This window comes from Methyloferula stellata AR4 (assembly GCF_000385335.1).
Classification (GTDB): Bacteria; Pseudomonadota; Alphaproteobacteria; order Rhizobiales; family Beijerinckiaceae; genus Methyloferula; species Methyloferula stellata.
In genome coordinates this window covers 1,372,688-1,395,985 of the sequence record NZ_ARWA01000001.1, presented here as the reverse complement: position 1 = coordinate 1,395,985, position 23,298 = coordinate 1,372,688, and the positions used below count along the sequence as shown (strand labels likewise).

The window sequence follows — 23,298 nt, the reverse complement described above, 5'->3', positions numbered from 1 at the left end:
TACCGACCCCATGAAACAGTCTGGCTCGATCAGCATCGGGATTTCCGGCTGGACCTATGCGCCCTGGCGCGGCTCGTTTTACCCGAAAGGTCTGCCGCAAAGCCAAGAGCTTGCCTATGCGAGCCGGCTGTTTCGCGCTATCGAGATCAATGGGACATTTTACGGCCTGCAAACGCCGGAGGCTTTTCACCGCTGGGCCGAAGAAACACCGGAGGATTTCACCTTCGCGGTGAAGGCGCCGCGCTTCATTACCCATATCCGCCGCTTGAACGAACCAGCCGTGCCGCTCGCAAATTTCATGGCGTCGGGCATTTTGCGGCCCGGTCCGAAGCTCGGACCGATCCTCTGGCAATTTCCGCCGAACTTCCGTTTCGATGCGGAGAAGCTTGAGGCTTTCCTCAAGCTTTTGCCGCACGACTCCGAAGCAGCCGCGGCTTGCGCCAAGCGCCATGACAATAGACTCAAGGCCCGGGCCTTTGCGCGCATCGATGCCAAAAGGCGGCTGCGTCATGCGATCGAAATCCGCCACGAGAGTTTCCGCGACAAGGCCTTCATAAATCTGCTGCGCCAATATGATGTTGCGCTTGTTTGCGCCGATACAGTCGAATGGCCGCGTTTGATGGATCTCACATCAGATTTCGTCCATTGCCGCCTGCATGGATCGCAGGAGCTTTATCGCAGCGGTTATGGCGATAAGGCGCTCGATGATTGGGCCGCGCGTGTCCGCGCCTGGTCGCAAGGCAAGCCTATGCATGACGGTTGTTTCGCCGAAACCAAGCGGGTCAAGGCCATGAAGCGCGACCTGTATCTCTTCTTCGACAATACCGACAAATTGCGCGCGACGCGCGACGCGAAAACCTTGATGAAGAAGCTCGACCTTTTCGAAGAAGATGAAAAGCGTCACGCGCATGCGATTTGATCAAGCTGCTCGGAACTCCATCTGAAGCAAGGGCGTTCGCAGGTGGGGCTGTCCTTGCATCATTTCAAATGGAGCACGACCATGCCGAATATCCGTGACGCACGTTTTCTCATCCTCGCCGCCAATGGCTTCGAACAAAGCGAATTGATGACCCCGCGCGACGAATTGCGCAAGGCTGGCGCGAAAGTCGATGTCGCAACGCCTGACGGCAAGAAGATCCGCGGCTGGAAGATGACGGACTGGGGCGATATGGTGGACGCCGATCTCAAGATCGCCGATGCGAAGCCCGCCGATTACGACATGCTGGTTCTGCCCGGCGGGCAGATCAACCCGGATCTTTTGCGCGTCAATCCCGACGCGATGAAGATCGTGCGCACCTTCGTCGAAAGCGGCAAGCCGATCGCCGCCATCTGCCACGGGCCTTGGCTGCTCGTCGAAGCCGATGCTTTGCGCGGTAAGACGGTCACGTCCTATAAATCGATCAAAACCGACGTCAAAAACGCCGGCGCGAATTGGGTCGATCAAGACGTTGTCTTCGATGGCGGCATCATCACCAGCCGCAATCCGGACGATCTCAAGGCCTTCGTCGGCAAGATCAAGGAAGTGGTCGAGAGCGGGCAATCCCCGCAACGCCGCGTCGCCTAAGGCGCGCGTGAAGACCAACGCAGCTTTGACGCAGCTCGCCGCGGAGGCGGCGGGCTGCGAGCGTTGCCCGCTTTATAAAGATGCCACACAAACGGTTTTCGGCGAAGGTCCGGCATCGGCATCGATCATGATGGTCGGCGAACAGCCGGGCGATCAGGAAGACCGCACTGGGCATCCTTTTGTCGGGCCCGCCGGTCAAATCCTCGACCGTGCGCTCGGCGAAGCAGGCCTTGCACGCGAGACGATCTATGTCACCAATGTCTTGAAGCACTTCAAGCACGAAATGCGCGGCAAACGCCGACTGCACAAACGGCCAAACCAGGACGAGATCAAGAAATGCCGCTGGTGGCTCGACAAGGAAATCGCCATCGTCCAGCTGAAATTGATTGTCGCGCTCGGCGTAACGGCCGCGCAGGCCTTGACCGGCCGCAAGCTGACGCTGACACGCGAACGCGGCAAGACTTTGGATCTCTGGGACGGCCAACAAGGCATGCTGACCGTGCATCCCTCATCGATCCTTCGAATGCCGGACGAGAGCGCGCGGCACGAGGCTTTTGCGGGACTCGTCGCCGATCTTGCGCGGGTCTCCGAGATTGCCGGGTAGGCCAATCGATCTAACGCGCCAAAAATCCCAAGACCTGCTCGATCGCATCCTTCCGCGCCGCCTCATTGGTGCCGGTATGCGCCGAGCCGCCGCCCGACGCGGTGAAAGCGAGATGTTCGACGACGTGCACCGGCAGGTTCGGGTGGTCGAAATCGTGATAGGCGTCGGGATAGGTCTTGATTTGCACCTTTTCGCCTTGCGCCGCGGCCTCTTCCGCCAATGTCTTGCAAGGCGCGACGGGCGTCCAATCGTCCGCTTCGCCCATCAGAATCAAGAGCGGCAGCCGCGCATGCCAGCGGCCATTCTCGAGCGGAACGCGGCAGCCGGGATAAAAGGCGATCGCACGCGCGAAATCGCCCTTCGCCGGCACATTCTTGGGGGCAATCGCATAAAGCACGGTCGAGCCCCCGTTCGACCAGCCGAGCAAATTGATGGCGCTCGGTTTCACTTGCGCCAGACCGGCGACATAATCGAAAGCAGCCTTGACATCGGCGACGCGCTCGCGCGACGGGCGGACTTCGCGTTCGCTGTTCCTGCATTGCGGTCCAAGCCCGCGCGATGCAAAACTATCGGGTAGAAGCACGATAAATCCTTGCGCGGAGAGCCGCTCGGCCCAATCGCGATGGCGCTCGCTCAACGCGCCAGTCTTGTCGCGCAAGCCGGAACACCCATGCATGGCGATGACGGCCGGAAAAGGCCCGGTGCCCTTCGGCATATAAAGCGCGGCCTGCAGCACCACGTCGTCGGTGCCTGGAAATTGCACGGATGTCGGCGTCTGCGCCGCGACGGAAGAGACGAGAGCAGCGGCAAACAACACGATCGCGACGGCGATGGCGCGCCGCCAAATTTCTTTTGCGAAGACATCGGCTTCAAAAACATAGGGCATGTTCAATCCTTAAGCGTCGGCGCCGTCTCAATATGTTTCATTGACAAGGCCAATAAATAACAGCGTATCGGGGACAATATATTTTCGTTTGATTGGATCTGTGTTGATCGAAGATTGCAATGCTTTCATCCGCGCCAATACGAGGCTTTCGCAGGTCTCTTCGCTCTCGTGCATAAAACTCTATCTTGCTGCTGAGGGAACTGCGTTCTGGCAAGAGATCGAGGATGAAATGGAACGCGGGCTTGGCGCGCCACCGTTTTGGGCCTTTGCCTGGGCAGGAGGCCAAGCCCTCGCGCGATATATCGGCGAACATCCCATAGAGGTCAGCGGCAAAAAAGTGCTCGACTTCGCGGCCGGCTGCGGGCTGGCCGGCATTGCCGCCGCGCGCGCCGGCGCAAGCCATGTCGAAGCCAGCGATCTCGATCGCTTCGCCGAAGCGGCGATCGCGCTCAATGCCATCGAAAACGCAGTCATCGTCAAAACGCGGCTCGATGATCTGGTTGGCTCCGACGAACCCTTTGATGTGATTTTGGCGGGAGATGTCGCTTACCAAGGCGGCATGGCGCCCCGCATAACGGACTGGCTCGAGGCCCGCGCGAAGGCTGGCGCTCTCGTCCTGATCGGCGATCCTGGGCGCGGCCACCTGCCACGCGAAAAGCTGCGCTCGCTTGCGTCTTATGACGTCGCGGTGCCGCTGATGCTCGAAGCGGTCACGATGAAGCGAACGGATGTCTGGCGCTTCATTTGAAAGCTTGAAACATGCGCCGCGGCGACCGACCTGCCGATGCCAGGATCGACTTGCGGTTCGGCCTCATTCCGGTTCGGCAGAATGTTTCTCTCTCCCGAAACTATTTCGGCAGGACGATTTTCCTGACAAAACCATTTCAATAGGACATGTTATTCCCACAGTAATATAGTTCAGATGCGAAGTTTGCTTCGCTGCTATTTGGAATATTGTGTACCATTACAGCGTAGCTACAAAAGCCAATAGTCAAATGTTATTGTAAGTAGTGGTTCTTGAATGAAATATAGATCGTAAAAAATTATTCATTGAAACTAATTTCACAAATTAAATGTAGATTTAATGCCTTCAAACTGCTTACTCTCACACCATGTTGGCTTGCTACCGGAAGATAAATTTCAGGCAAGGTGCAACCGGGTTTCAATAGTCTTTGCAATTTAGATGGCGGCAAGTGCCAGAACCCTCGCCGAATCTCAGGCAAATCCGCGTACGCCCTAGACTCAAAAAGCAGGATTAAGCGGAAACGTGTTGGCGATGCTAGACAAGGCGGAACACGAGAAATCCCTAAATGCCGGGAAGCAACGCATCCTGCTCATCGAAGACGAGCCGGATATGGCGCGGGAAATCGCCAGTGAACTCGACCGGCTCGGATATGGCGTGGAGATCGCGGATAATACCGCCGCGAGCCTCGAAGCCGCACGCTCGGAACCTGCGTCTCTCTTGATCGTCGATCGCATGCTGCACGGCGAAGACAGCCTGCCGATGGTTGAAACTTTGCGCAGCGAAGGGCTTCATGTGCCCGTGCTGTTCGTCAGCGCCCTGGCATCGGTCGATGAACGCATCCGAGGTTTGCGGGCCGGTGGAGACGATTACGTCACCAAACCCTTTGCCATGGGCGAGCTCGTCGCGCGGATCGAGGCCATGTTGCGCCGCTCGCAGGACAGCCAAATAACCACATTGCGCGTCGGGCCGCTCAAGCTCGATCTCATCGAACGACGGGCCTGGCGCGCCGGACGCGAGTTCTTCTTGCTGCCGCGTGAATTCAAGCTGCTTGAATATTTGATGCGGCATCCGAATCAGGTGGTCACGCGCAGCATGCTGTTTGAAGACGTGTGGAACTATCACTTCCCGCCGCAGACGCAGAATCTGGTTGATGTCCATATCGGTAAAGTCAGACGAAAAGTGGATGGGCCCGGCGAAACGCCTCTGATCCAGAGCGTGCGCGGCAAAGGCTTCAAGCTTCATGCGGCTGACTGAACTTCTCAGGGCCGGGACATTTCGCGTTGCGATTTTCTTTGCGCTGGCCGTAACGCTCTCGACTTCGGTCGTCTTCCTTTTCATTTATTGGCAAGTGGCAACTTTCGATATCAAGCGTATCGAAGTGCGGCTGCCTGCCGAGGTTGCAAAGGCCCTCACGGAACCGGAGGACAGGCTTAAACAAGCGCTCGACTTGCGCCTGACCAGGGACTTGCGGCTGATCGATTATGCCGGGCTTTTCGACGCGCAGGGCAGATTCATCTACGGCAATATCGCCATGCTGCCGGATAATCTGCCGATCGACGGCGCATCTCATGCCGTCGAAGCAACGCTTGTCGGTGCTCCGGCCGGAACCACAGAGCCCGGCCTGTTCGTCGCCGGCAAGCGGCCGGACGGCAGTATCGTGCTGCTCGGCCGCAGCCTTTACGAAGTCTATGCGCTACGCCAGCTCGTCGTGCATGCGCTGCTGATCGGTATCGTCCCCGCGATCGTCCTCGCCTTGCTGACCGGCCTCATTTTCAGCTGGCGCAGCGCGCAGCGCCTGCTGGCCATAAATCAAACGATCGTGCGCATCATGCACGGCGATCTCTACGAGCGCCTGCCGACGCGCGGCAATCGGGACGATATCGATTATGTCGCCGCTGCCGTGAACCTCATGCTGGATGAGATCGTCCGGCTTCTCGATCAGATCAAAAGCGTGGGCGACAATATCGCACATGATCTGCGCACGCCGCTCGCGGTCGCACGGATCAAGCTCGAACGCGCTCTCGAATCGGATGAGGACGATGGTCTCCGCGTCACGGCGCAGCACATCCTGTCCGATCTCGATCACGCGATGACCACGGTCACGGCTTTGCTTCGCATTTCAGAAGTCGAGTCGGGACGCAGGCGAAGCCATTTCAAACTCGTCGATCTGGCCGAAATCTGCGCCGATGTCTTCGATCTCTACGAGCCTCTGGCGGAAGCGAAATCGATCGTCATGAGCTTGGACGCTCCGGCCCCGGTGCAGGTCATGGGCGATTTCGATCTTTTGATCGAAGCGGTCGCCAATCTTGTCGACAATGCGATTAAATTCGCGCCGCGCGGGAGCGAGGTGAGCATCGTCGCAAAAATGATCGATCATAAGCCCGTCGTCCGCATCGCGGATCGCGGCCCCGGTATCGCACCGGAAGATCGCGACAATATTTTCAAGCGCTTTTACCGGTCGAATCAAAACAGCGACCTACCGGGCAATGGTCTAGGATTGAGTATGGCGGCAACCATTGTCGAACAGCATGGGCTTTCGCTGCGCGCCAAAGACAACGGACCGGGTGCGCTGTTTGAGATAGCAAAGCGCGAGGAAAGCGAACTTTCGACAGTTGGCGCGGAAGCAAAACCTTTACGCAAAAACTGGTGGCCACTCGCTGGATTGACGAATTTCTACGGCTCTCCCTCGGATTGCATTCATAATTGAGCACGACGTCAAAAATTGTGCGATAATTTATGGCATGGCGATCGGGGTGATTTTCCTGTCGCGCATCGTTCAAAACCAGGGCCAATCACCGCCATGTCGGATCAGGAACGGCGGATCGCGACCAAAACACGCTCCCTGCGCAAATATGAAGGCGATCCGCAAGCCTTCGTACCAGTAGAGGGCGCACCAGCGATCGACCTCTTATCGCCGTTTGGGCCGACGATTGCGCGCACCAGCGTGCCGCAAGCGCTCACCGACGATCTGAACCGTTTCGCCGATACGATGCAGCGTCCGGGGGAATTCCTGGTTCCTCCAGATATCTTGACGGCTGGCGGCAAGGCATCGCTGCAGCACCTCATCGAAACGGCTGTGAGTCGTTACGCAGAGATCCACGAAGGCAAAAAGCCGGCGCGCGTTCACGTCGATGTCGCTTGGATCGTCTGCCAACCCGCCGAGACATCGAGCCCCGCGCACTTCCACTCGTGCGACGTATCGGGGGTTCTTTATCTGGGGCTACCGCCGGGCATAGACGACGAAGCGCAAACCGCGAGGACATATATATCGGGCCGAAAGGCCGGCTATATCAACTTTATCCATGGAGATCGGCAGCGATTTTCACGCTCGCTCGTCAGCTTCCGGCCGAGCATCGGCGTTTTATATGTCTTCCCTGGTTGGCTGCTGCATGTGGCAGAACCATTCCTTGGCCCAGGCGAACGCCGTTCGCTTTCGTTTAACGCCATTGTCGGCGAATGAGCGGCGCGTTGCCCTCATTCTCAGCTCTCTGTCGACTCGATGCGAATGATGGTCTGAGGTTCGAATGAACAGTCGGCGCCAACGCAAGACCTTTGCGCACAAGGCGGGTGGTCAGTGCACGACGGACGCGTTTTCACGGCTCTCCCACACATGCGACTCTAAAAAATAATTCAACTATTTCAAGTACAACTTCTAGTGCTCCGGCATCTATATTTCGCCGCGCCGTATAAGGCTCGATGATGATGACTGGAGCAGTCCCATGCAAACAACTATGAAAAACAAAATCGTTTGCGTCAGTCTGCGCCTCTTGGCTTGCGCCGGTTCGATCGCAATCGCTTCGATCGGAGTCGCGGCGGCACAACAGGCCTATCCAGACCAGCCGCATCGATATAATGGCGTCTACCAGGAGAGCCACGGCACCGTACCGGCATATTCGCGTCAGGATCGCGCCGACTTCGATCGCTCCGGCACGCGCGGTCGCATGGGCCTCGGTGCGAGCCCCCTTCATCCCGAAGGGGCCGGCAATCCCAACTAATTAATGCCAGACGCGAACCGGCTATAGCGATCTGCGCATCATGCACAGGCGCGGCTTCCCATCGCGCCCACATTCTTTGCTCGCGAAAACCGGCATGAGGAACACGCAGGCTTATCACACATAGCGGCGCCATTTGGATTACGGAGTCGCACACATGTTGGGATATGCAGGTCGAACCTCTTAGAATGACGACCGTTTGACAAAAAGAGCGATAAAAACGCCATCAAGGCCAATGCGACAAACCTGCAACAGGCGCTTTCAAAACTTAAAACTAAATTTTTTTTCAATGGTATCCCAGCCCATCCGTATTGATGCTGATACAGCAAAGACCGGCCCGTTGCCGGCTTGAGGTTGGGGGATCTCATGAATTTTAAGAACAAGCCTTCGCGGCTGACGAAGGCTATACCTTGTCCGGCGGAAGATAATGACGCGCGGACCATCCGGTCCATGACCGACTTTGGCACGAGGGCCGCTCGCTATTGGCCCCTGGGCCTCGCAGCAAGCCTCATGCTCACCTGCGCGCCGGCTGCCCTGCACGCCGAGCCGACCGTGACGGTGCAGGAGCTTGCCGCGGAAATCGCGGCGCTGAAGGCCGAAAACCGCGAGATGAAAGCCGCGATTTCCAGCATGAAAGGCGAGACCAAGCGCACGCAAGAAAAGGTCCGCAAGGTTGAAGAGCAGCGGCCTGTCTATGTGGCTCAGCCTGCCGCCGCCGCGATCCCGCCGGGAGCACTTCCGGCCTTCGTTACCGCCGATAAGAAATTGGTGTTTGGCGGAATTACCCTTTCGCCCGGCGGCTTCCTGGCCGGCGAAAGCGTGTTCAGAGGCAAGACGACCAATTCCGACATCAACAGCGCCTGGGGTAATATTCCGCTCGGCAACAATCCGCTTTCACACACGAACGAATATCGTCTGACGGGTCGCCAAAGCCGCGCCGCGCTTCTCGCCGAAGGCTATGTCAATCCGGCGACCTTGGCCTCGGGCTACGCCGAGTTCGACTTCCTCGGCGCCGGCACGACGTCGAACGCGACGGATACGAACAGCTACGCGCCGCGCATCCGCCAACTCTACGCAGCCGTCGATTGGAACGACATCGGCGTGCATCTGGCGGGCGGTCAGATGTGGTCTCTGACCACGCTGAACAGCAGGGGCATCACCCTGCGTAACGAAGTGCTGCCGCCGGTCATCGACGGCCAATTCCTGCCGGGTGTCATTTTTGCGCGTCAGGCAGGCGTCCGCCTGACGAAGAATTTCGGCCAGGATCTGTGGTTCTCTCTGGCGCTTGAGGAAGCTCAGACAACGTTCGCGACAAGCGCATGCAGCGGGGGGGCCATCGCGAGTGGCGTCGGATCGACAGGTATCGGATCGGGTGCTGCCGTTACGACACCCGTCGGAGGACTGACGGCTATCTGTTCCGCAACCGCGAGCGGCGCCGGTTTCAGCCAATATGGTCAGCCTTACTCGTTGAACCATGTGCCTGATGTGATCGGCAAAGTGGCCTATGAGGCCCGGTTCGCCGACCGCGATATCCATCTCGAAGCGATGGGCATTTACAAGGATCTCTACGATGCCTCGTATATAACCGGAACGACGGGAGTCCTCGCAAAACACGATACGACGGGCTACGGCGTTGGCGGTGGTGTCGTCGTGCCGATCATCCCGAAAATGCTCGACTTCCAGGGAAGTGCAATGGTTGGGCGCGGTATCGGCCGCTATGGCGCTGGTCTGCTTGCCGATGCGACCTTCAATCCCGACGGCTCGCTTCGGCCGATCGGCGAGGTCATGGGTTCCGCCGGACTCACGTTGCATGCCACTTCGGCGCTCGATATTTACGCCTTTGCTGGCATCGAGAAAGAAAACCGCGCCTACGGAACCTCTTCGACCGGTACCATCATTGGTTATGGTATCCCGAATGCCGACAACTCCGGTTGCGGTACGCTCAATGCCGCTGGCGCGCTGTGTTCGGGTCAAACCCAGGCTCTTTGGGAAATCACCGGCGGTTTCTGGGATAAGGTCTATAGCGGCTCCTTCGGTGAAGTCCGCGTCGGCCTGCAATATTCCTTCACCCAGCGCGATATCTTTACAACTCAGACAGCTCTGACGGCTCCCTCCTATTCGGCAAAAGCGGACCAGCACATGTTCTTGACCAGCATGCGCTACTATCCGTTCGCGGCTCCGCCGGTGGCGCCGCCGCTGGTTGCGAAATACTGAGCCTCAACCAGGTTGAGACGAATCTTGAAAGCGGGCCTCCGGGCCCGCTTTTTTCTTGCCGTCGTCACGGCCATATTTGCGCGAGCGCCGCTGACTAAACGCGATTTCAAATGAGAATACGGAACATGCGCCACGGCATTCCCGTTTTGAGTTGAAGCGAACAACGAAGTGATTCGCTTTGCTTCAACGGGAGGCGCTCAACATGAAACGGACCATAGCTTTTGCATTGCCGTTGTCGGTTGTATTAGCCGGCGGCTTGGCCATTTCCGCGGCACATGCGGCGCAAGTCTTCTACCCGCCCGCATATCAATATGGCGCAACCTCCGCGCCGGATCAGTATCAGGGGCCGCACGGCAGATATGGCAGTCAGACCGACTTCATCCGGTCGCTCGAAGGTATTCCTTGCGGCTTTAGCTGCTCCGCAAGAGCGGCGGCGCGCTGGCATCGGCCTTATTGACATCGGCGAAGTGCAGCATTGCACCGCCTCGTCTATGGACGCGGTTGCGGACCGAACAACTGCCGCGCAGCCGCAATGATCGCCGGCTGCGGCTGGCGGAGCGGCGGCAGCAGTTCATTGAGCGGCCAGCCTCCCCCAAGCGCTTTGTAAAGTGCGATAAGCTCTTGCGCAGCCTTGCGGCGAGCCGCGACCTGTTGCTCCTCAAGGTCGAATTCCTGTCGTTCGGCGTCGACGACATTGAGGAAATCGGTCAGGCCGCGATCATATTGTTCCGTCGCAAGCTTCGTGGTTTTGTGGGCCGCCGCGAGGGCGCGATCGAGATTTCGCAGGCGGTCCTGCTCGGCACGGAACAGGGCGATCGCATCGTCGACCTGCTGTACGGCCGCTAAAATGCTCTGCCTGTAGCTGACCATCAGCTCGTGGGTTTGCAGGTCGGCGATTTCGATTTTGGCATCGAGCGTGCCGAAGTCGAGCACCGGCCAATAGAGCGCCGGGCCAAGCGATCCGATCATCGTCAAGGGAATGACCGAAGCGGACGTCCGCGGGCCGCCTTGCGCGCCGCCGGCGGCGCTGACGATCACGCTTGGAAAAAGATCGGCCGTCGCGACGCCTATGCGCGCCGTCGCCGCCGCGAGGCGCCGTTCAGCCTCGTGAATATCGGGCCTCCGCCGCAGAAGATCGACGGGCAGGCCGACGGGAATATGGGCCGGGAGGACCGGGATAGGCCCAGGCTTTGCCAATTCTTTGGCGAGGTCCTCCGGGAATTGCCCGAGAAGAGTAGCAATCACATGCTGGCTGACCGCGATTTGCGCTTCGAGCGGTGCGACATCGGATTGCAACGTCGCCAATTGCCGTTGCGCCAAGGTCACATCCATCTCATTGGTGAGGCCTCGGTTGAAACGCGTCTGAGCGAGATCCAAACCGTTTTGCGCGACTCGAATGTTCAGTTGCAAGACGCTCAACTCGCCTTGAAGCGCCCGCATATCGAGATAGGCGCGCGCGACGTCGGCTGCGACCGTTACGAAGACCCAATCGCGCGCGTCGGCCAGGGCTTCGGCATCGGCATTCGCAGCTTCGATCCGGCGCCGGAATTTGCCGAAAATATCGAGTTCCCAGCTCGCCGCGAGACCGCCAAGCTCGTCGATGCGCGTCAGATTGGTCCTATTGTCACCGGATCTGAGCAAAGATAAAGCGCGGCCGTTCGTGTTGTCCGTGCCAGTGCCGGTCGCCGCGCCGCCCGAACCATCGACGCTCGGAAGCGCCTGCCCGATCTCGACACCCATCTGGGCCTGAGCTTCCTGCAGCCGGGTCAGCGCTATTTCAAGATCGAGATTCGATTGAAGCGCGCGAGCGATCAGCGAATCAAGTTCGCGGTCGCGCAGAGAGCGCCACCATTGGTTGAGATCGACGCTCGGGCGTTCCTCGGATTTCGAGACATGCTCGACAGGCTTGCCGATGAACGTCTCGGGAACCGACAGAATCGGCATTTGATAATCGGGCCCGACGGCGCAACCGGCCAAACCGGTGGTGAGCAAAAGCGCGCCAGCGAAAATCTGCCGCCTCACGCTCGCCATTCCAATGTCGAGACGCCCCGCCGGAGAGGATTATGGTGCTGAGGCAGCATGCTTGGGTTCCTGATCGATTTCGTTGGCTTGGACTTTTTCTCCCGCCACGATCTGGCTGCTCATATTGAGTGCCACTTTGTCGCCCATTTCAAGTCCGGAGCCTATATCGACCACGTTCCCATTATCTCTGGCAATCGAAACGCTTTGAAATCTAACTACGTTCTGGTCATCCACGACAGCGACCTGCGGACCGCCGGAGCGAAACAAAAGCGCCGCTGCCGGCACTTGGATCAGGCCGCTACTCTTAAGCCTGAAAGCGACCTGCACATACATTCCAGACACAAGCCTGCCCTTCGGGTTGCTGATATCGACCTCAACCCGAAGCGTACGCGCCTGCGGGTTGATGGCGCGCGCCGTGCGGGTGACTTTGCCTTCGATTCGCAAATCCGGCCGGTTGCTCGATGTGATCGTGGCTGGCGTACCAAGCTGCATCAGCTCCTGCGCGGCACTCTGCGGCGCGTTCACGAAGACGCGGATCGGGTCATCCTGCGTGAGCCGGAAAAGCGAAGATGTGCTGTTCGTGCTTCCGGCCGTCACAAGATCGCCTACGTCAATGTGCCTCTGCACGATCGTGCCATCAAAGGGCGCCTTGACTTTCTTGAATTCGGTCAGCGCCGAGAGCCGGTCGACCTCGGCCTGCTGAAGCACAACTTGGGCGCGCGCCGCGTTGAGTTCGGCAACGGCTTCCGCGCTTTCCGATTTTTTGGATTCCCTATCCTGGTCGGATACGACTCCCTTAGGCGAGTCCCGCCAGCGATCATAGGTCGTTTTAGCGAAATCGGCACGCGCCTGCCGAACCTGCACTTGCGCTTCGCTCGCGTTCAATTTTGCTTTCGCAGCCTGGAGCTCGGCGTCGAGTTCCGGCGTATCGATCGTCGCAAGGACCTGTCCGGCATGGACGCGATCGCCGATATCGACAAGCCACTTGTCGACATAACCGTTCACACGTGCATAAAGCGTCGTCGCATACCAGGCCGCGGTTTCGCCCGGCAGCGACAAAGGTTCCGCTGTCGAAGATGCATTCGCCGTCACAACATCGACGGTCGGCGGTGCGGCCACGTCTTGCCGCGTCGTTTCCGCCAGATGCGCCTCAGCCGTAGCTCTCTCACGATGTGTCAAGACAAAGCCGACGCCGAGCGCGATTGCGACCGAGGCCGCGAGCCAGATCATGCCGCGCCCGCCCGCAGGCTTGGCCGAAGGTCCGCTTTCGCCATCTCTCGAATTCGGATTCGCGGCATCCCTAAGCGACATTATGATTCCTGCTGATTGAAAGGCTGCGCTCATGCATTCTGGAGACTCCTGTCCAGATGAAATCCGACTTCAGCCTTGGTCTTCGGCCGCAGCGTCCGATAGACGACCGGCACAAAAATCAAGGTCGCGAAAGTTGCAAAGAGAAGCCCGCCGATAACGGCGCGTGCGAGGGGCGCATTTTGTTCGCCACCCTCGCCGACGCCCAGAGCCATGGGGATCATGCCCAAGATCATCGCACCGGCCGTCATCAACACCGGCCGAAGCCGCGTATAGCCAGCAACGACCGCCGCGGTCGCCTTGTCGTCGCCTATATCCATCCGTTGATTGGCGAAGCTGACCACAAGAATACTGTTCGCGGAGGTGAGCCCGATGCACATCAAGGAGCCCATCAAAGCCGGCACGCTGATATGGGTCCCGGTGAGGAACAACATCCAGGTGACGCCAGCCAAAGTGAAAGGCACCGCCGCAAGCACGATGATCGGATCGATCCAGCTTTGGAAGTTGATGACAAGAATAAGATAGACAAGCACCACGGCGACCGCCATGCCGGAGAACAGGCCGTTGAAACTTTCACGCATAGTCTCAACCTGCCCGCTGAGCGTCATCGTAATGGCGGAGGCCGGCTTATCGGCTGCAAGCACCTTGTCGATTTCTACGGCCGCCGAAGCCAGATCACGGCCCTGCACATCGGCGTTCACGTCGAAGACGGGCCTGATATTAAGCTGAGACGTCACAATCGGGACGTTCTTACGTCCGAAGTTTGCAATATTCATCAGCAACTGATTGGGCGCCTCTCCCGCCGCCGGCGTCACGGGGATGCTCGACAGATCCTGCGTTGAATTGATGCGATAGGTCGGCACCTGCACGACCAGCGGATAACTCACGCTGTTTTTCGGATCGATCCAGAAATTCGGCACCGTCTGGCCGCTCGAATTCGTGGTGACGAGCACGTTTTTGACGACTTGCTCTTCGCTCAAGCCGAGTTCCCGGGCCAGCGTACGATCGACATCGATCGTGAGCGCCGGCGCGTCGGGCACCTGAAACACATGCGAGTCCACAATTCCCGGGATCGATTTGAGATCGCGCGCGACCTTCTGAGCCAGCGCATAGGTTTCATGGGCGTCAGGACCCGAGACTCTGACATCGATCGGCGCGGGCTGTCCGAAATTCAGGACCTGATTGACGATATCGGCCGGTTGAAAGAAGAATTGCAGATCGGGAAACCGCTGCGGAAGCATGCGCCGTAAATCGGCGACATGTTCCGCAGTCGGCGTGTGCTTTTTTTTGAGCGATATCAGGATTTCGCCGTCCATCGGACCGACCGTCGCGGAATCGCTCAAGGCGATATTGATGCCACTATAAGGCAGGCCGATATTGTCGAGAATCACATCGATCTGGTCCTGCCCCACGATCTGACGGATCGCAGCTTCGACCTCGGCGAAATAATGCTGCGTCTCTTCGATACGCGTGGCCGGCGGCGCCCGCACGTGAAGGCGCATCTGGCCTGCGTCGACCTGCGGGAAAAAATCCCTCCCGAGCTGCGGGAAAAGCATCAAGGAACAGACGATCAAAAGCAGAAAGAACAGGCTCGTCACGCCGGCCCGCGCGACGCAAAAAGCGACGCTGTTGTGATAGGCCTCGCGAAACCGGTTGAAGCCTGATTCAAACCCGCGGTGAATCAGACTGAAAGGGTTGGGGATGCGCCGGCGCACCCGCGCCGCCGGATGGCTTTGCTGATGGGCTCCAACCGAACCACGCATCAGATAGGCAAACAGCACCGGAACAAGCGTGAAGGATAGCGCGAGGCTTGCGATCAACGACACGCAGACCGAGAGCGACAAGGGGGAAAAAAGATATTTGGCCGTGCCCTGGAGCAAGAAAACCGGCACGAAGACGATGCAGATGGCCAATGTCGACAGCACTGTCGGCACCGCGACTTCGCTGCAGCCGGTCACGATCGCTTGGATTAAGGGATCGCCCTCATGTACGTGGCGCTCGATGTTCTCGATCACGACCGTGCTATTGTCGACGAGAATGCCGACGGCGAGCGCGAAGCCGCCAAGCGTCATGGTGTTCAAGGTCTCGCCGCCAAGATAGATCACCAGAACCGCCGCGATGATGGCGAGCGGAATTGTCGCGAGAATGATGAGCGTCAGACGCCAATTGCCCAAAAACAAAAGGATCATGAGCGCGGTCAGTCCGGCCGCCATAGCGCCACCCATGAGCACGCTATCGAGCGAAGCCTTGACGAAGACCGATTGATCGAAAATCGGCTTGATGGTCACGCCCGGCGGCAGCAATTTGGCGATCTGCGGCATAGCCTCCTTGATGCCGTCGATCACGGCAAGCGTCGAGACGCCGCCGGTCTTGCGTACCATCATCAATGCGCCGGGGCGCCCATCGACGGCGACCGAATTGGTTTGAATCTGATAGCCGTCATGAACATGCGCCACGTCGCCGACGAAGACCGTCCGCCCCGCGACCTGCTTCACCGGAAACCGGTTGATGGCAGCAATCGCGTCAGGACTATTGTTCATCGCAAGCGTGTAATCCTTAGCGCCGATTTTCACGTCGCCGGACGGCAGAATGACGTTTTGCTGCTGGATGGCCTGGGCGACATCCGATGGCGAGAGGCCGCGTGAATCAAGCGCCTCCTGATCAAGATCGACCATGATGACGCGGGGCTTGCCGCCATAAGGATAGGGAACCTCGGCGCCATGCACGACCGCGAGATTGGGGCGGATCGTGTTTTGACCGAGATCGTTCAGCTTCGTGTCCGGCAGAGAGCTGCTTGAAAGACTGAGCTGAATGATCGGCACATCCGTCGCGCCATAGCGCAAGACGAGCGGCGGCGTAATATTCGGCGGCATATATTTTAAAACGACGAGCGCGCTGCTCGCCAATTGCGTGATGGCGCGGGTAACATCGGCGCCTTCGTGCAAGTAGACCTTTTCGACGCCGACACCATTATAGGCCGTCGCCTCGATCCGGCTGATGTCATCGACGAGCGACGCGAGCTGACGCTCATGTAGCGTTAGAATGCGGTTCTGGATATCCGGCGCGCTCATGCCGCTATAGGTCCAAACGACGCTGACAACCGGTATGTTGATTTCAGGAAAAATATCGATCGGCATGCGCAGACCCGCGCCAATGCCCATGATGCAAACAAGCATGAGACCGGCGACCACCGTATAGGGTCGTTTGAGCACAAACAGGACCAGCTGCATTAGGATCCCAAAGTCGAGTGCGATTTAAAAAGGATCGGGTTCAATTCACTCTCTGCCCAAACGTGAGGCATGAATCGTGAAATCGTTGTGCTCTCCAATGAATGCCCGGCTGAGTAGGGCGCCATCATTTGGTGCTGTGAACATCTGAACAATTCGAGTTGTTTGCTCCGGCATTTCAGACATGGGCGGCAAAGGTTGGGAGGGCGGTAAACCTATACGCCGTCTATACATATCGGTTCGTCACCGGACCATTGAAATAAATTTCATCTCAACCAGTAGAAGCGCTGCATAAGCTGCCGGTGTGTCAGACGTTGCTATCGATTGAACGCGCTCATCTGAAATTTAAATACTTACGTTGCTGAAAGTTGCAGTGAGAGCATCGAACGAATCCAGGCAAATTTGCCGACCGGAGGGAGCTTTCATCAATCTATTCGATGGGTGAGAGGCTGGGCCCGCAACGGAGCGTCAAGCCTATGCTTCGCTCGATGAGGCTTTCATCGAACCGTCACGGATGACACAAAACTATGAATTGAGCCGATCCCGCCGCTGCGCTATCGAACGGCCGTCGATCCCCCAGATCGTCACGACTACTGGCCCCGCTGGCTGCGCTAGCGGGGCTTTTTGCGCCTTACGTCGGCGCGGCTGTAGAGGCCGGATTGGAATGTGCGATTTCGCACAGCGCGCTTGGCGCGGATCGCCAATCTTTTAGGTTCGTCGAATCACGCTTGAAGATCGGCAGAGCAGCATGGCTGAGCCCAATCCTTCTATCTATCGAGTCTTTCGTCTTGATATCGAGGGGCGCATCACAGGATCGGAGATCCTGGAAGCGGAAGACGACCTCGATGCTTTGACGAGAGCGCAAACCAAAATAGACGCGTTCGGCATAGAGCTTTGGGACCGCGACCGGCTGATTGCACGGCTTGGGCCGGAAAAGCTTTCAGCAACGCAGTGAGCCTTCTCCAGCCGCCTGTAGCGTAGCCGGCAGGCAATTGCCCAAAATCATAGGCTTCCAAGCGCTGTCCTTAACAGTGATGATCGGAATACCGTGCGGGTCCGTGGAAGCTGCTAACTGCGCCGGCCGGCGCATTGCAGAGCCACGCTGAGCTGTCTAAAAGCAGAGGCGCCAACCTTGTCGAGATCACGCCTCAATGCGCATCTTGCACGTGAGTTATCTCCATCCCGCAATAACGCCGGGCGGCGCGCAACAGGTCGCATTTGAACTCTTCCAGGCCAGCATCGACCAAGGCCACGAGGCCGTGCTCATCAGCGCTCTCGAAATCGGACACGAAGACGCATTCGGCAAACCTGGCGCACCGATTGTTCCGTTTCACGGACAATCCAATCAATATTTGTTTTTCCCTCAGTTCTACGAGTTCCCGCATCTTTCGACCGGCGATTGGCGGTCGGTGCAGTTCTTTCGGGAATTCGTCGAGCAATTCTCGCCCGACGTTATCCATTTTCATCACTATCATCGGATAGGCGTCGAATGTATTCGAGCCGCGCGGCTCGGCGCGCCGCACGCGGTCATATCGCTGTCCTTTCACGAGATGCTGGCCATATGCATGGCCGATGGTCAGATGGTGACGACGAAAGATCGGCAGCTTTGCCATGCGGCGACGCCATTGGCCTGTCACCTTTGCTTCAGCCATCTGCGGCCTGAATTTTTCACGCTGCGCACACAGCGGCTGCAAGCCTTGTTGGATGAATGCGACGCCTTCATCTTCCCGTCGGAATTCCTGTCCGACCGTTATTTGTCCTGGGGACTGTCCGGTTCCAAGTCCGTGGTCATTCCGAACGGTCAAATCGACCTGAGTGGCGCCTTCAATCGCACGTCGCATTCGAAAACGCTGAATCGCTTCGGTTTTTTCGGCCAGTTCATCGACAATAAAGGGATAGATATCGTCCTCGAAGCCCTGATCCTGCTTGCTCGCGAAAAGCGCGTGCCGACAGGCGGGATCATCTTCGAAATCAACGGCAGCAGCAAAAATTTCGCGAGCGGCGCTTATCTCGAACGGATCCAGCAGCTTTTGGAAACCCTGAGTTCGATGGAAAATACCGGCATCCGCATCATAGACCGCGGCCGCTATGACCGGCATGAACTGGCGGGGCGCATGAGCACGATCGATTGGGTCTTGGTCCCCTCGACTTGGTGGGAGGTCTTCGGACTGGTCGTGTCGGAAGCGTGGATGTTTGGGCGGCCTGTCATCGCGGCGGCGATCGGCGGTCTGGCCGAGCGGGTCAAGGACGATGTGAACGGCTATACGTTTTCGCCCCGCGATCCAAGATCGCTAGCGGATCGGCTCAGCGATCTGATCGGAAATGAAGAGCGATGGGAAGCCGCGCATACGGGTTGCGAACGGCCATGGACCCATGTCGACATGTTGAACGCGCATATCTCGATTTGGCAGGAGATGCGCCGGCCGAAAATACCGCCCCTGCCGCCGCTCAAACGTCAAGCCTGACTTGCGGTCAAGAAAGCTCTCAACTTCGGCACGCAGATCCGCTTGGCATCATAAGCGGCGACGACTTTCGCCCGGGCCTGTTGGGCCCGCGCGCGAAACGGTTTCGGATCGCGTAGAATCTCAACGACTTGAGCAGCAAGCGCGGCATGATCGAAAAACGAAACGATGGACGCGCTGTCATTGTCGAGCAGTTCGCGAACCGGCGCGGTATCCGAGGCGACGATATTGCACTCCGCGCTCATCGCCTCGACGAGAGACCAGGACAAGACGAAGGGATAGGTCAGATAGACATGCGCGGTAGAGATCTGAAGCACCTTCAGGTAGGTCTGATAGGACGTGTGACCTAGAAAATGGATTCGCCTTCGATCGATCTGCCCGGCGATTTCGTTGAAATAAAGCGCCTTCCATGTCGTGCCGGGCGGCGGCAGCGCTCCATAAGAAACTTGATCCCCGCCGACGATCACGACATGGGCATTAGGCCGCTCCCGCAAAATGCGCGGGATTGCTCGCATGAATATGTGATAGCCGCGCAACGGCTCGAGATTGCGCGAGACAAAGGTGACGATCTCGTCGCCCGCCCGAAGAACCCGGCCAAGGGGAAGCTTGAGTTCGGCATTCGAGTCGGCGCGCACGAGATCGACATCGACGCCTTCATGCACGATTGAGATTTTGGACTGAAGCTCCTTTGGATATGTCGATTGCTGCCAAACCGTCGGCGTCAGACCATGATCGCAATCGATAAGAGCGAGGAGACCATTGGCGTTCTTCGCCGCGAGAGCGACGAGGCCGTCTGCGCTCAGCTCCGGGAATTCGGGATCGAAATTGACGTCCTGTCCATGCGGACGATAATAAAACTCGCAATAGCTGATGATGCGCGCCTTTGGGAAAATGGCACGCAACGGCAGATTTTCACCCCACCCGCTGTGAACGACGATGATATCGGGCCGAAATCCGGTTCCTGCGAGGAAGGACGCCGTATAGAGAACCTGTTCGGCGCGCCGGCATTCGAGATCGAACCGCCGCGCGAAAGGATGCGTCAGCACCACGTCTTGCTTTTCGAGATCGTAGCGATGGAGATCGACGCCGGGCATGGGCTGTGCCGTCCGCGCACCGATCGCCGCGATCTTGCAGTCGGGCTCTTTCGCAAGCGCCTCCACCAGATGTTTATATTGTGCCGGGAAATTATTATGAACGAAAAGAATGTTCATCTTCGACCGTTGGATTCCGTCGTCACGCCATGAGCACGCGCTCGGGCGTATTCACAAGCCAGGATTTAACGGCGTCGAGGTCTGTTTGCGGCAGGCTCATCAAAGCCCACAGGTCATACATTCTTCCTTTTCCCATCCGCACCTCTAAAAATCCGGCCTCTATGGCAGCATTGGCCAGCGATTGAGCCGTGAATCCGCTGTTATGGCACATGAATGTATTGCCGACGGCGATCGAAGCCGCGTGACCAAAAAGCATATCCGCGACTTTGATCGGGCCGGCCGGCGACATGTAAATATCCGCATGCGGCCCTTGCTCCAGCAGAAGCTGGCAAACGGCTTCGAGATCCGGACAAGTCAATAGAACGAAGCCTTGCGGCTTGAGAATCCGGCGGAAGTCCCGCAAGGCAGGGATCACCTCGTGAAAATGAAGATGCTCGATATTATGCGACGACCATATGGCATCGAAGCTTCCATCCGGGATCTTGTCTCGCATGTTTTTAATGTTTGCGAGGACATCTGGATTGACACCTGGGTCGATATCGAGGCGGACCTCATCCCAATACGCGCGATCGAACGCGGGATGCAATTTATTTGGAACAGAGGGGCCGGACCCGGTGTTCAGGACTCGTCGAAGCGGATGCCTACCGTGCATGTGGCCAATATCCTATTGCCATTGGCTCGGTTGAAAGCCGCCGCCAAAACATTTCAAGAATTCGCTTCTGTCGCGATCGCCTTTTCAACGCAGGATCTCATCTCGAAAACGCGCCTCTCTATTCCGCGGAGGCCAAGCCAGACCCGAAAACGGCACATCGAGCGATAGGCACGGATTGTAATAGGGATCGCGCATCAGATCGTGGCCCCAGCGATGACGGAATGCGGCAAGCTCTCGCGTGAAATTCGCGTGTGCTTCAGTGCTCTCAAGACAATCGGTCTTGGCTATTCCATGTGAAACCGCCTTCACGCGCGGTGTTACCACCGTTCGGCGTCCAAGCTGATCCTGTCTGAGACAATAATCCGCAACGGCGAAGACATGAGGAAACGTCTTATGATCGAGACCGCCCGCCTGGAGATAATGATCACGGCGTGTCAGAAACGGCACGGCCGAAAGCGCGGAGCATTCGCGCGCGGCCGCGAGCATGTCGGCAAAACCAAAGGCCTGCGCCGCATAACCGGCACCGCTTGGCGCGAGACTGAAATTCGGCCCCAATACAGCGCCAACGTCACGGACAGTTCCACCAGGCCAAGTGAGGCAAGGGCCGACGGCTCCGACGTCCGGCCGCGCCTGGCGTGACATAAGTTCATCGATTGTGCCGTGATCGCCAAGTTCAACCTGATGATCGAGGAAGAGCAGGTAATCTCCGCTTGCGGCGGCAGCTCCCTCGTGAAACATCGACATCAACGAAGCAGAGGGTTTGAAGCCTATAAATTTCGCGGGGTGCCCTTCGATTTCGTTCAAATAGTCCAGACCGCCAAGCTTGGATGATGCACCCTCGAGTATGATCAATTCCAACTCATGTTGCGTATCCTGTGTCCACAGGGACTCAAGGCAGGCGCGCAGAGACTCAGCGCGGTCGCGGCAGCAGACGAGCACGCTCAAACGCTGGCGCGATGACGAACGCGAGATGTGTATGCTCGGAAGAATCCAGCCACTCGCAGCTTCGACACGTGCCTCGGTTCCCTTTTGTTCGAGATGGTCTTTCGCCGCCGAAAGGAGAGCACCGCTCAATTTATCCGCATCGAAGCTCGGACATTCCGCCAGGAATCCGGGAAAATGGATTGGCATTTTCCGATCGGAAGCGTTTTCATCGGGGCAACTATCCAGCAACAGATGGAAGAGGTTTCCCTGCCCCGCCGACAAGGCTGCGATCACGTCGCCGCGTCGCATGGCGAAAAGATAGATCGCATAGCCCTGCTCAAGCAGACGCTCGTAGTCGAAAGCGGGCAGAGCGAGAGGATGACGCACGCCCCGCGAATCGATCACAACAACATCGCCATAGGCGAGGCTTGCTCGTGGAAATTGCTCAAGCGCGAGTGCCAGCGTTTGAAGCGCTTCGCTCTCGAATATACTTCCGGCCCGCGCGAAGATGATGTGCTCGCAACTCGCACCTTCGTTCGACAAGAACTCCAAGAGCTGATCTTGGTGGAATAGTCCTTCGCCGTCGGAAGACGTAATATTCGCGGCGATCCAATCTCCAAGACAGCGCTCAAGGCTCGCCAGACTGGCCTCGACGTCGAACTCCCCCATGAGGATCACGGCAATGGGCGAAGCAACGTCAACATCGGACGCAAGCGGGAAACGCTTCCGCCAAACGTCGAGCCAGGCAAACGGCATGGACTGGGGACTCAGAGCCTCCGCCAACCGCCCGCGGAGCGCGTCGGGCGCCGTCTCCGCATGGGCTTCAAGGAATCGTTCAAGCCCGTCGGGAAATGCGACGAACGGCACTGGCGAACCTCTCAAAGGTTCCCCGCATGCGTTGACGACTTGAAGCCGCCGCACATGCCCGTCGGCAAAATGCAGGGGAAGATGAAAATCGAAGGTGGGAACGGATTGCCCAGTCGGGCCATAGTCCTGCACCGCCCATCCGGAGGCCATGATGTCGATGACGATCACTTCATCGATGAGGCCGCGAATGCTCGAAGGAATGTCGCTCCTTGGTGCCAGCCAACCGCTGAACCGGAGGCCGCCCTGCCATTTGATCTCGCCCGGGCCCAGCGCTTCGCCAGCCTCCTCATCGGAAAGCCGATCGAGCCCGAACTGATCCAAAACGATGTCGGTATTCGCAATCCGGATTTGCGCCATCGTCTCCGCCAGGCACAGCCCCTCCGGAAGGCAGAACAAAAACCCATGAAAGGCATTCGATACGCCGGTCTCTGCAAGCTGCTGGCTGAAAAGCTCGGCCCTGCACAATTGCGCATGCCATCCGTTCAGGCGCAGTTCAACCGCAAAGCAGGTGTTCTCCCATTCGGGATCGAAGACGAAACCGCTGATCGTGGCCGCATGCGGAAAAACAGCCGAGCGCAACCGGCTGAGCGCGAGCGCCGAACGATCATGCTCCGTCATCG

Annotated in this window: 18 protein-coding genes; 11 read left to right on the top strand and 7 right to left on the bottom strand. The window is 58.1% G+C overall.

The annotated features are described in order from the left end of the window. Window positions 1-10 precede the first annotated feature (10 nt). From A3OQ_RS0106850 to A3OQ_RS0106840, 3 genes are all read left to right on the top strand, one after another. Window positions 11-919 carry a DUF72 domain-containing protein gene (locus tag A3OQ_RS0106850; RefSeq protein ID WP_020174629.1) on the top strand — a complete coding sequence of 303 codons (909 nt, stop codon included), beginning with the start codon at window positions 11-13 and terminating at the stop codon, window positions 917-919. Window positions 920-1,000: 81 nt separating this feature from the next. After that, window positions 1,001-1,564 carry a type 1 glutamine amidotransferase domain-containing protein gene (locus A3OQ_RS25005; protein WP_026595580.1) on the top strand — a complete coding sequence of 188 codons (564 nt, stop codon included), beginning with the start codon at window positions 1,001-1,003 and terminating at the stop codon, window positions 1,562-1,564. Window positions 1,565-1,571: 7 nt separating this feature from the next. Continuing rightward, window positions 1,572-2,168: a UdgX family uracil-DNA binding protein gene (locus tag A3OQ_RS0106840; RefSeq protein ID WP_244427103.1), complete on the top strand. Its 597-nt coding sequence runs from the start codon at window positions 1,572-1,574 to the stop codon at window positions 2,166-2,168. A gap of 10 nt (window positions 2,169-2,178) precedes the next feature. Here the strand turns inward: A3OQ_RS0106840 and A3OQ_RS0106835 are convergent, their stop codons facing one another. After that, the gene (locus A3OQ_RS0106835) at window positions 2,179-3,054 is read right to left on the bottom strand and encodes a dienelactone hydrolase family protein (RefSeq protein ID WP_020174626.1); all 876 of its coding nucleotides are present in this window, start codon (window positions 3,052-3,054) and stop codon (window positions 2,179-2,181) included. A 100-nt stretch (window positions 3,055-3,154) separates the two neighbouring features. On the opposite strand from A3OQ_RS0106835, the gene A3OQ_RS0106830 reads away from it, so the two are divergent. The 6 genes from A3OQ_RS0106830 (at window position 3,155) to A3OQ_RS21570 (ending at window position 10,005) form a co-directional block, all read left to right on the top strand. Then, window positions 3,155-3,802 carry a 50S ribosomal protein L11 methyltransferase gene (locus tag A3OQ_RS0106830; RefSeq protein ID WP_020174625.1) on the top strand — a complete coding sequence of 216 codons (648 nt, stop codon included), beginning with the start codon at window positions 3,155-3,157 and terminating at the stop codon, window positions 3,800-3,802. 528 nt (window positions 3,803-4,330) lie between these two features. Further along, a complete protein-coding gene (locus A3OQ_RS0106820) occupies window positions 4,331-5,053 on the top strand; it encodes a response regulator transcription factor (protein ID WP_020174623.1) in 723 nt (240 codons plus the stop codon). Next, window positions 5,040-6,506, top strand: a complete 1,467-nt coding sequence (locus A3OQ_RS0106815) for a sensor histidine kinase (protein ID WP_020174622.1) — start codon at window positions 5,040-5,042, stop codon at window positions 6,504-6,506. Before A3OQ_RS0106820 ends, A3OQ_RS0106815 begins: the two co-directional genes overlap by 14 nt. 93 nt (window positions 6,507-6,599) lie before the next feature. Beyond that, entirely contained in the window at window positions 6,600-7,259 is a 660-nt protein-coding gene (locus A3OQ_RS0106810; protein ID WP_020174621.1) for a putative 2OG-Fe(II) oxygenase, read from the top strand. A gap of 259 nt (window positions 7,260-7,518) precedes the next feature. Further along, complete coding sequence (locus A3OQ_RS0106805) at window positions 7,519-7,794, top strand: hypothetical protein (RefSeq protein WP_152428342.1); 276 nt, start codon at window positions 7,519-7,521, stop codon at window positions 7,792-7,794. 447 nt (window positions 7,795-8,241) lie between these two features. Then, entirely contained in the window at window positions 8,242-10,005 is a 1,764-nt protein-coding gene (locus tag A3OQ_RS21570; protein ID WP_152428341.1) for a hypothetical protein, read from the top strand. Between the two features lie 489 nt (window positions 10,006-10,494). Here the strand turns inward: A3OQ_RS21570 and A3OQ_RS21565 are convergent, their stop codons facing one another. The 3 genes from A3OQ_RS21565 to A3OQ_RS21560 are packed head-to-tail and all read right to left on the bottom strand — an operon-like array spanning window position 10,495 to window position 16,565. Continuing rightward, window positions 10,495-12,036: an efflux transporter outer membrane subunit gene (locus A3OQ_RS21565; protein ID WP_020174616.1), complete on the bottom strand. Its 1,542-nt coding sequence runs from the start codon at window positions 12,034-12,036 to the stop codon at window positions 10,495-10,497. 30 nt (window positions 12,037-12,066) lie between these two features. Beyond that, a complete protein-coding gene (locus A3OQ_RS0106780) occupies window positions 12,067-13,338 on the bottom strand; it encodes an efflux RND transporter periplasmic adaptor subunit (RefSeq protein WP_020174615.1) in 1,272 nt (423 codons plus the stop codon). 29 nt (window positions 13,339-13,367) lie between these two features. Next, complete coding sequence (locus A3OQ_RS21560) at window positions 13,368-16,565, bottom strand: efflux RND transporter permease subunit (RefSeq protein ID WP_020174614.1); 3,198 nt, start codon at window positions 16,563-16,565, stop codon at window positions 13,368-13,370. A 745-nt stretch (window positions 16,566-17,310) separates the two neighbouring features. Here A3OQ_RS21560 and A3OQ_RS0106770 point away from each other — a divergent pair. After that, complete coding sequence (locus A3OQ_RS0106770) at window positions 17,311-17,517, top strand: hypothetical protein (protein WP_020174613.1); 207 nt, start codon at window positions 17,311-17,313, stop codon at window positions 17,515-17,517. A gap of 196 nt (window positions 17,518-17,713) precedes the next feature. Continuing rightward, a complete protein-coding gene (locus tag A3OQ_RS0106765; RefSeq protein ID WP_020174612.1) occupies window positions 17,714-19,027 on the top strand; it encodes a glycosyltransferase family 4 protein in 1,314 nt (437 codons plus the stop codon). Here the strand turns inward: A3OQ_RS0106765 and A3OQ_RS21555 are convergent. From A3OQ_RS21555 to A3OQ_RS0106750, 3 genes are all read right to left on the bottom strand, one after another. Then, on the bottom strand, window positions 19,018-20,235 hold the full coding sequence (locus A3OQ_RS21555; RefSeq protein WP_020174611.1) for a glycosyltransferase: 1,218 nt from the start codon (window positions 20,233-20,235) through the stop codon (window positions 19,018-19,020). The two genes, A3OQ_RS0106765 and A3OQ_RS21555, sit on opposite strands and share 10 nt — an antisense overlap. A gap of 22 nt (window positions 20,236-20,257) precedes the next feature. After that, window positions 20,258-20,887, bottom strand: a complete 630-nt coding sequence (locus A3OQ_RS0106755; RefSeq protein ID WP_026595577.1) for a class I SAM-dependent methyltransferase — start codon at window positions 20,885-20,887, stop codon at window positions 20,258-20,260. Window positions 20,888-20,971: 84 nt separating this feature from the next. Next, on the bottom strand, window positions 20,972-23,296 hold the full coding sequence (locus A3OQ_RS0106750) for a glycosyltransferase family 2 protein (protein ID WP_020174609.1): 2,325 nt from the start codon (window positions 23,294-23,296) through the stop codon (window positions 20,972-20,974). Window positions 23,297-23,298: the final 2 nt, after the last annotated feature.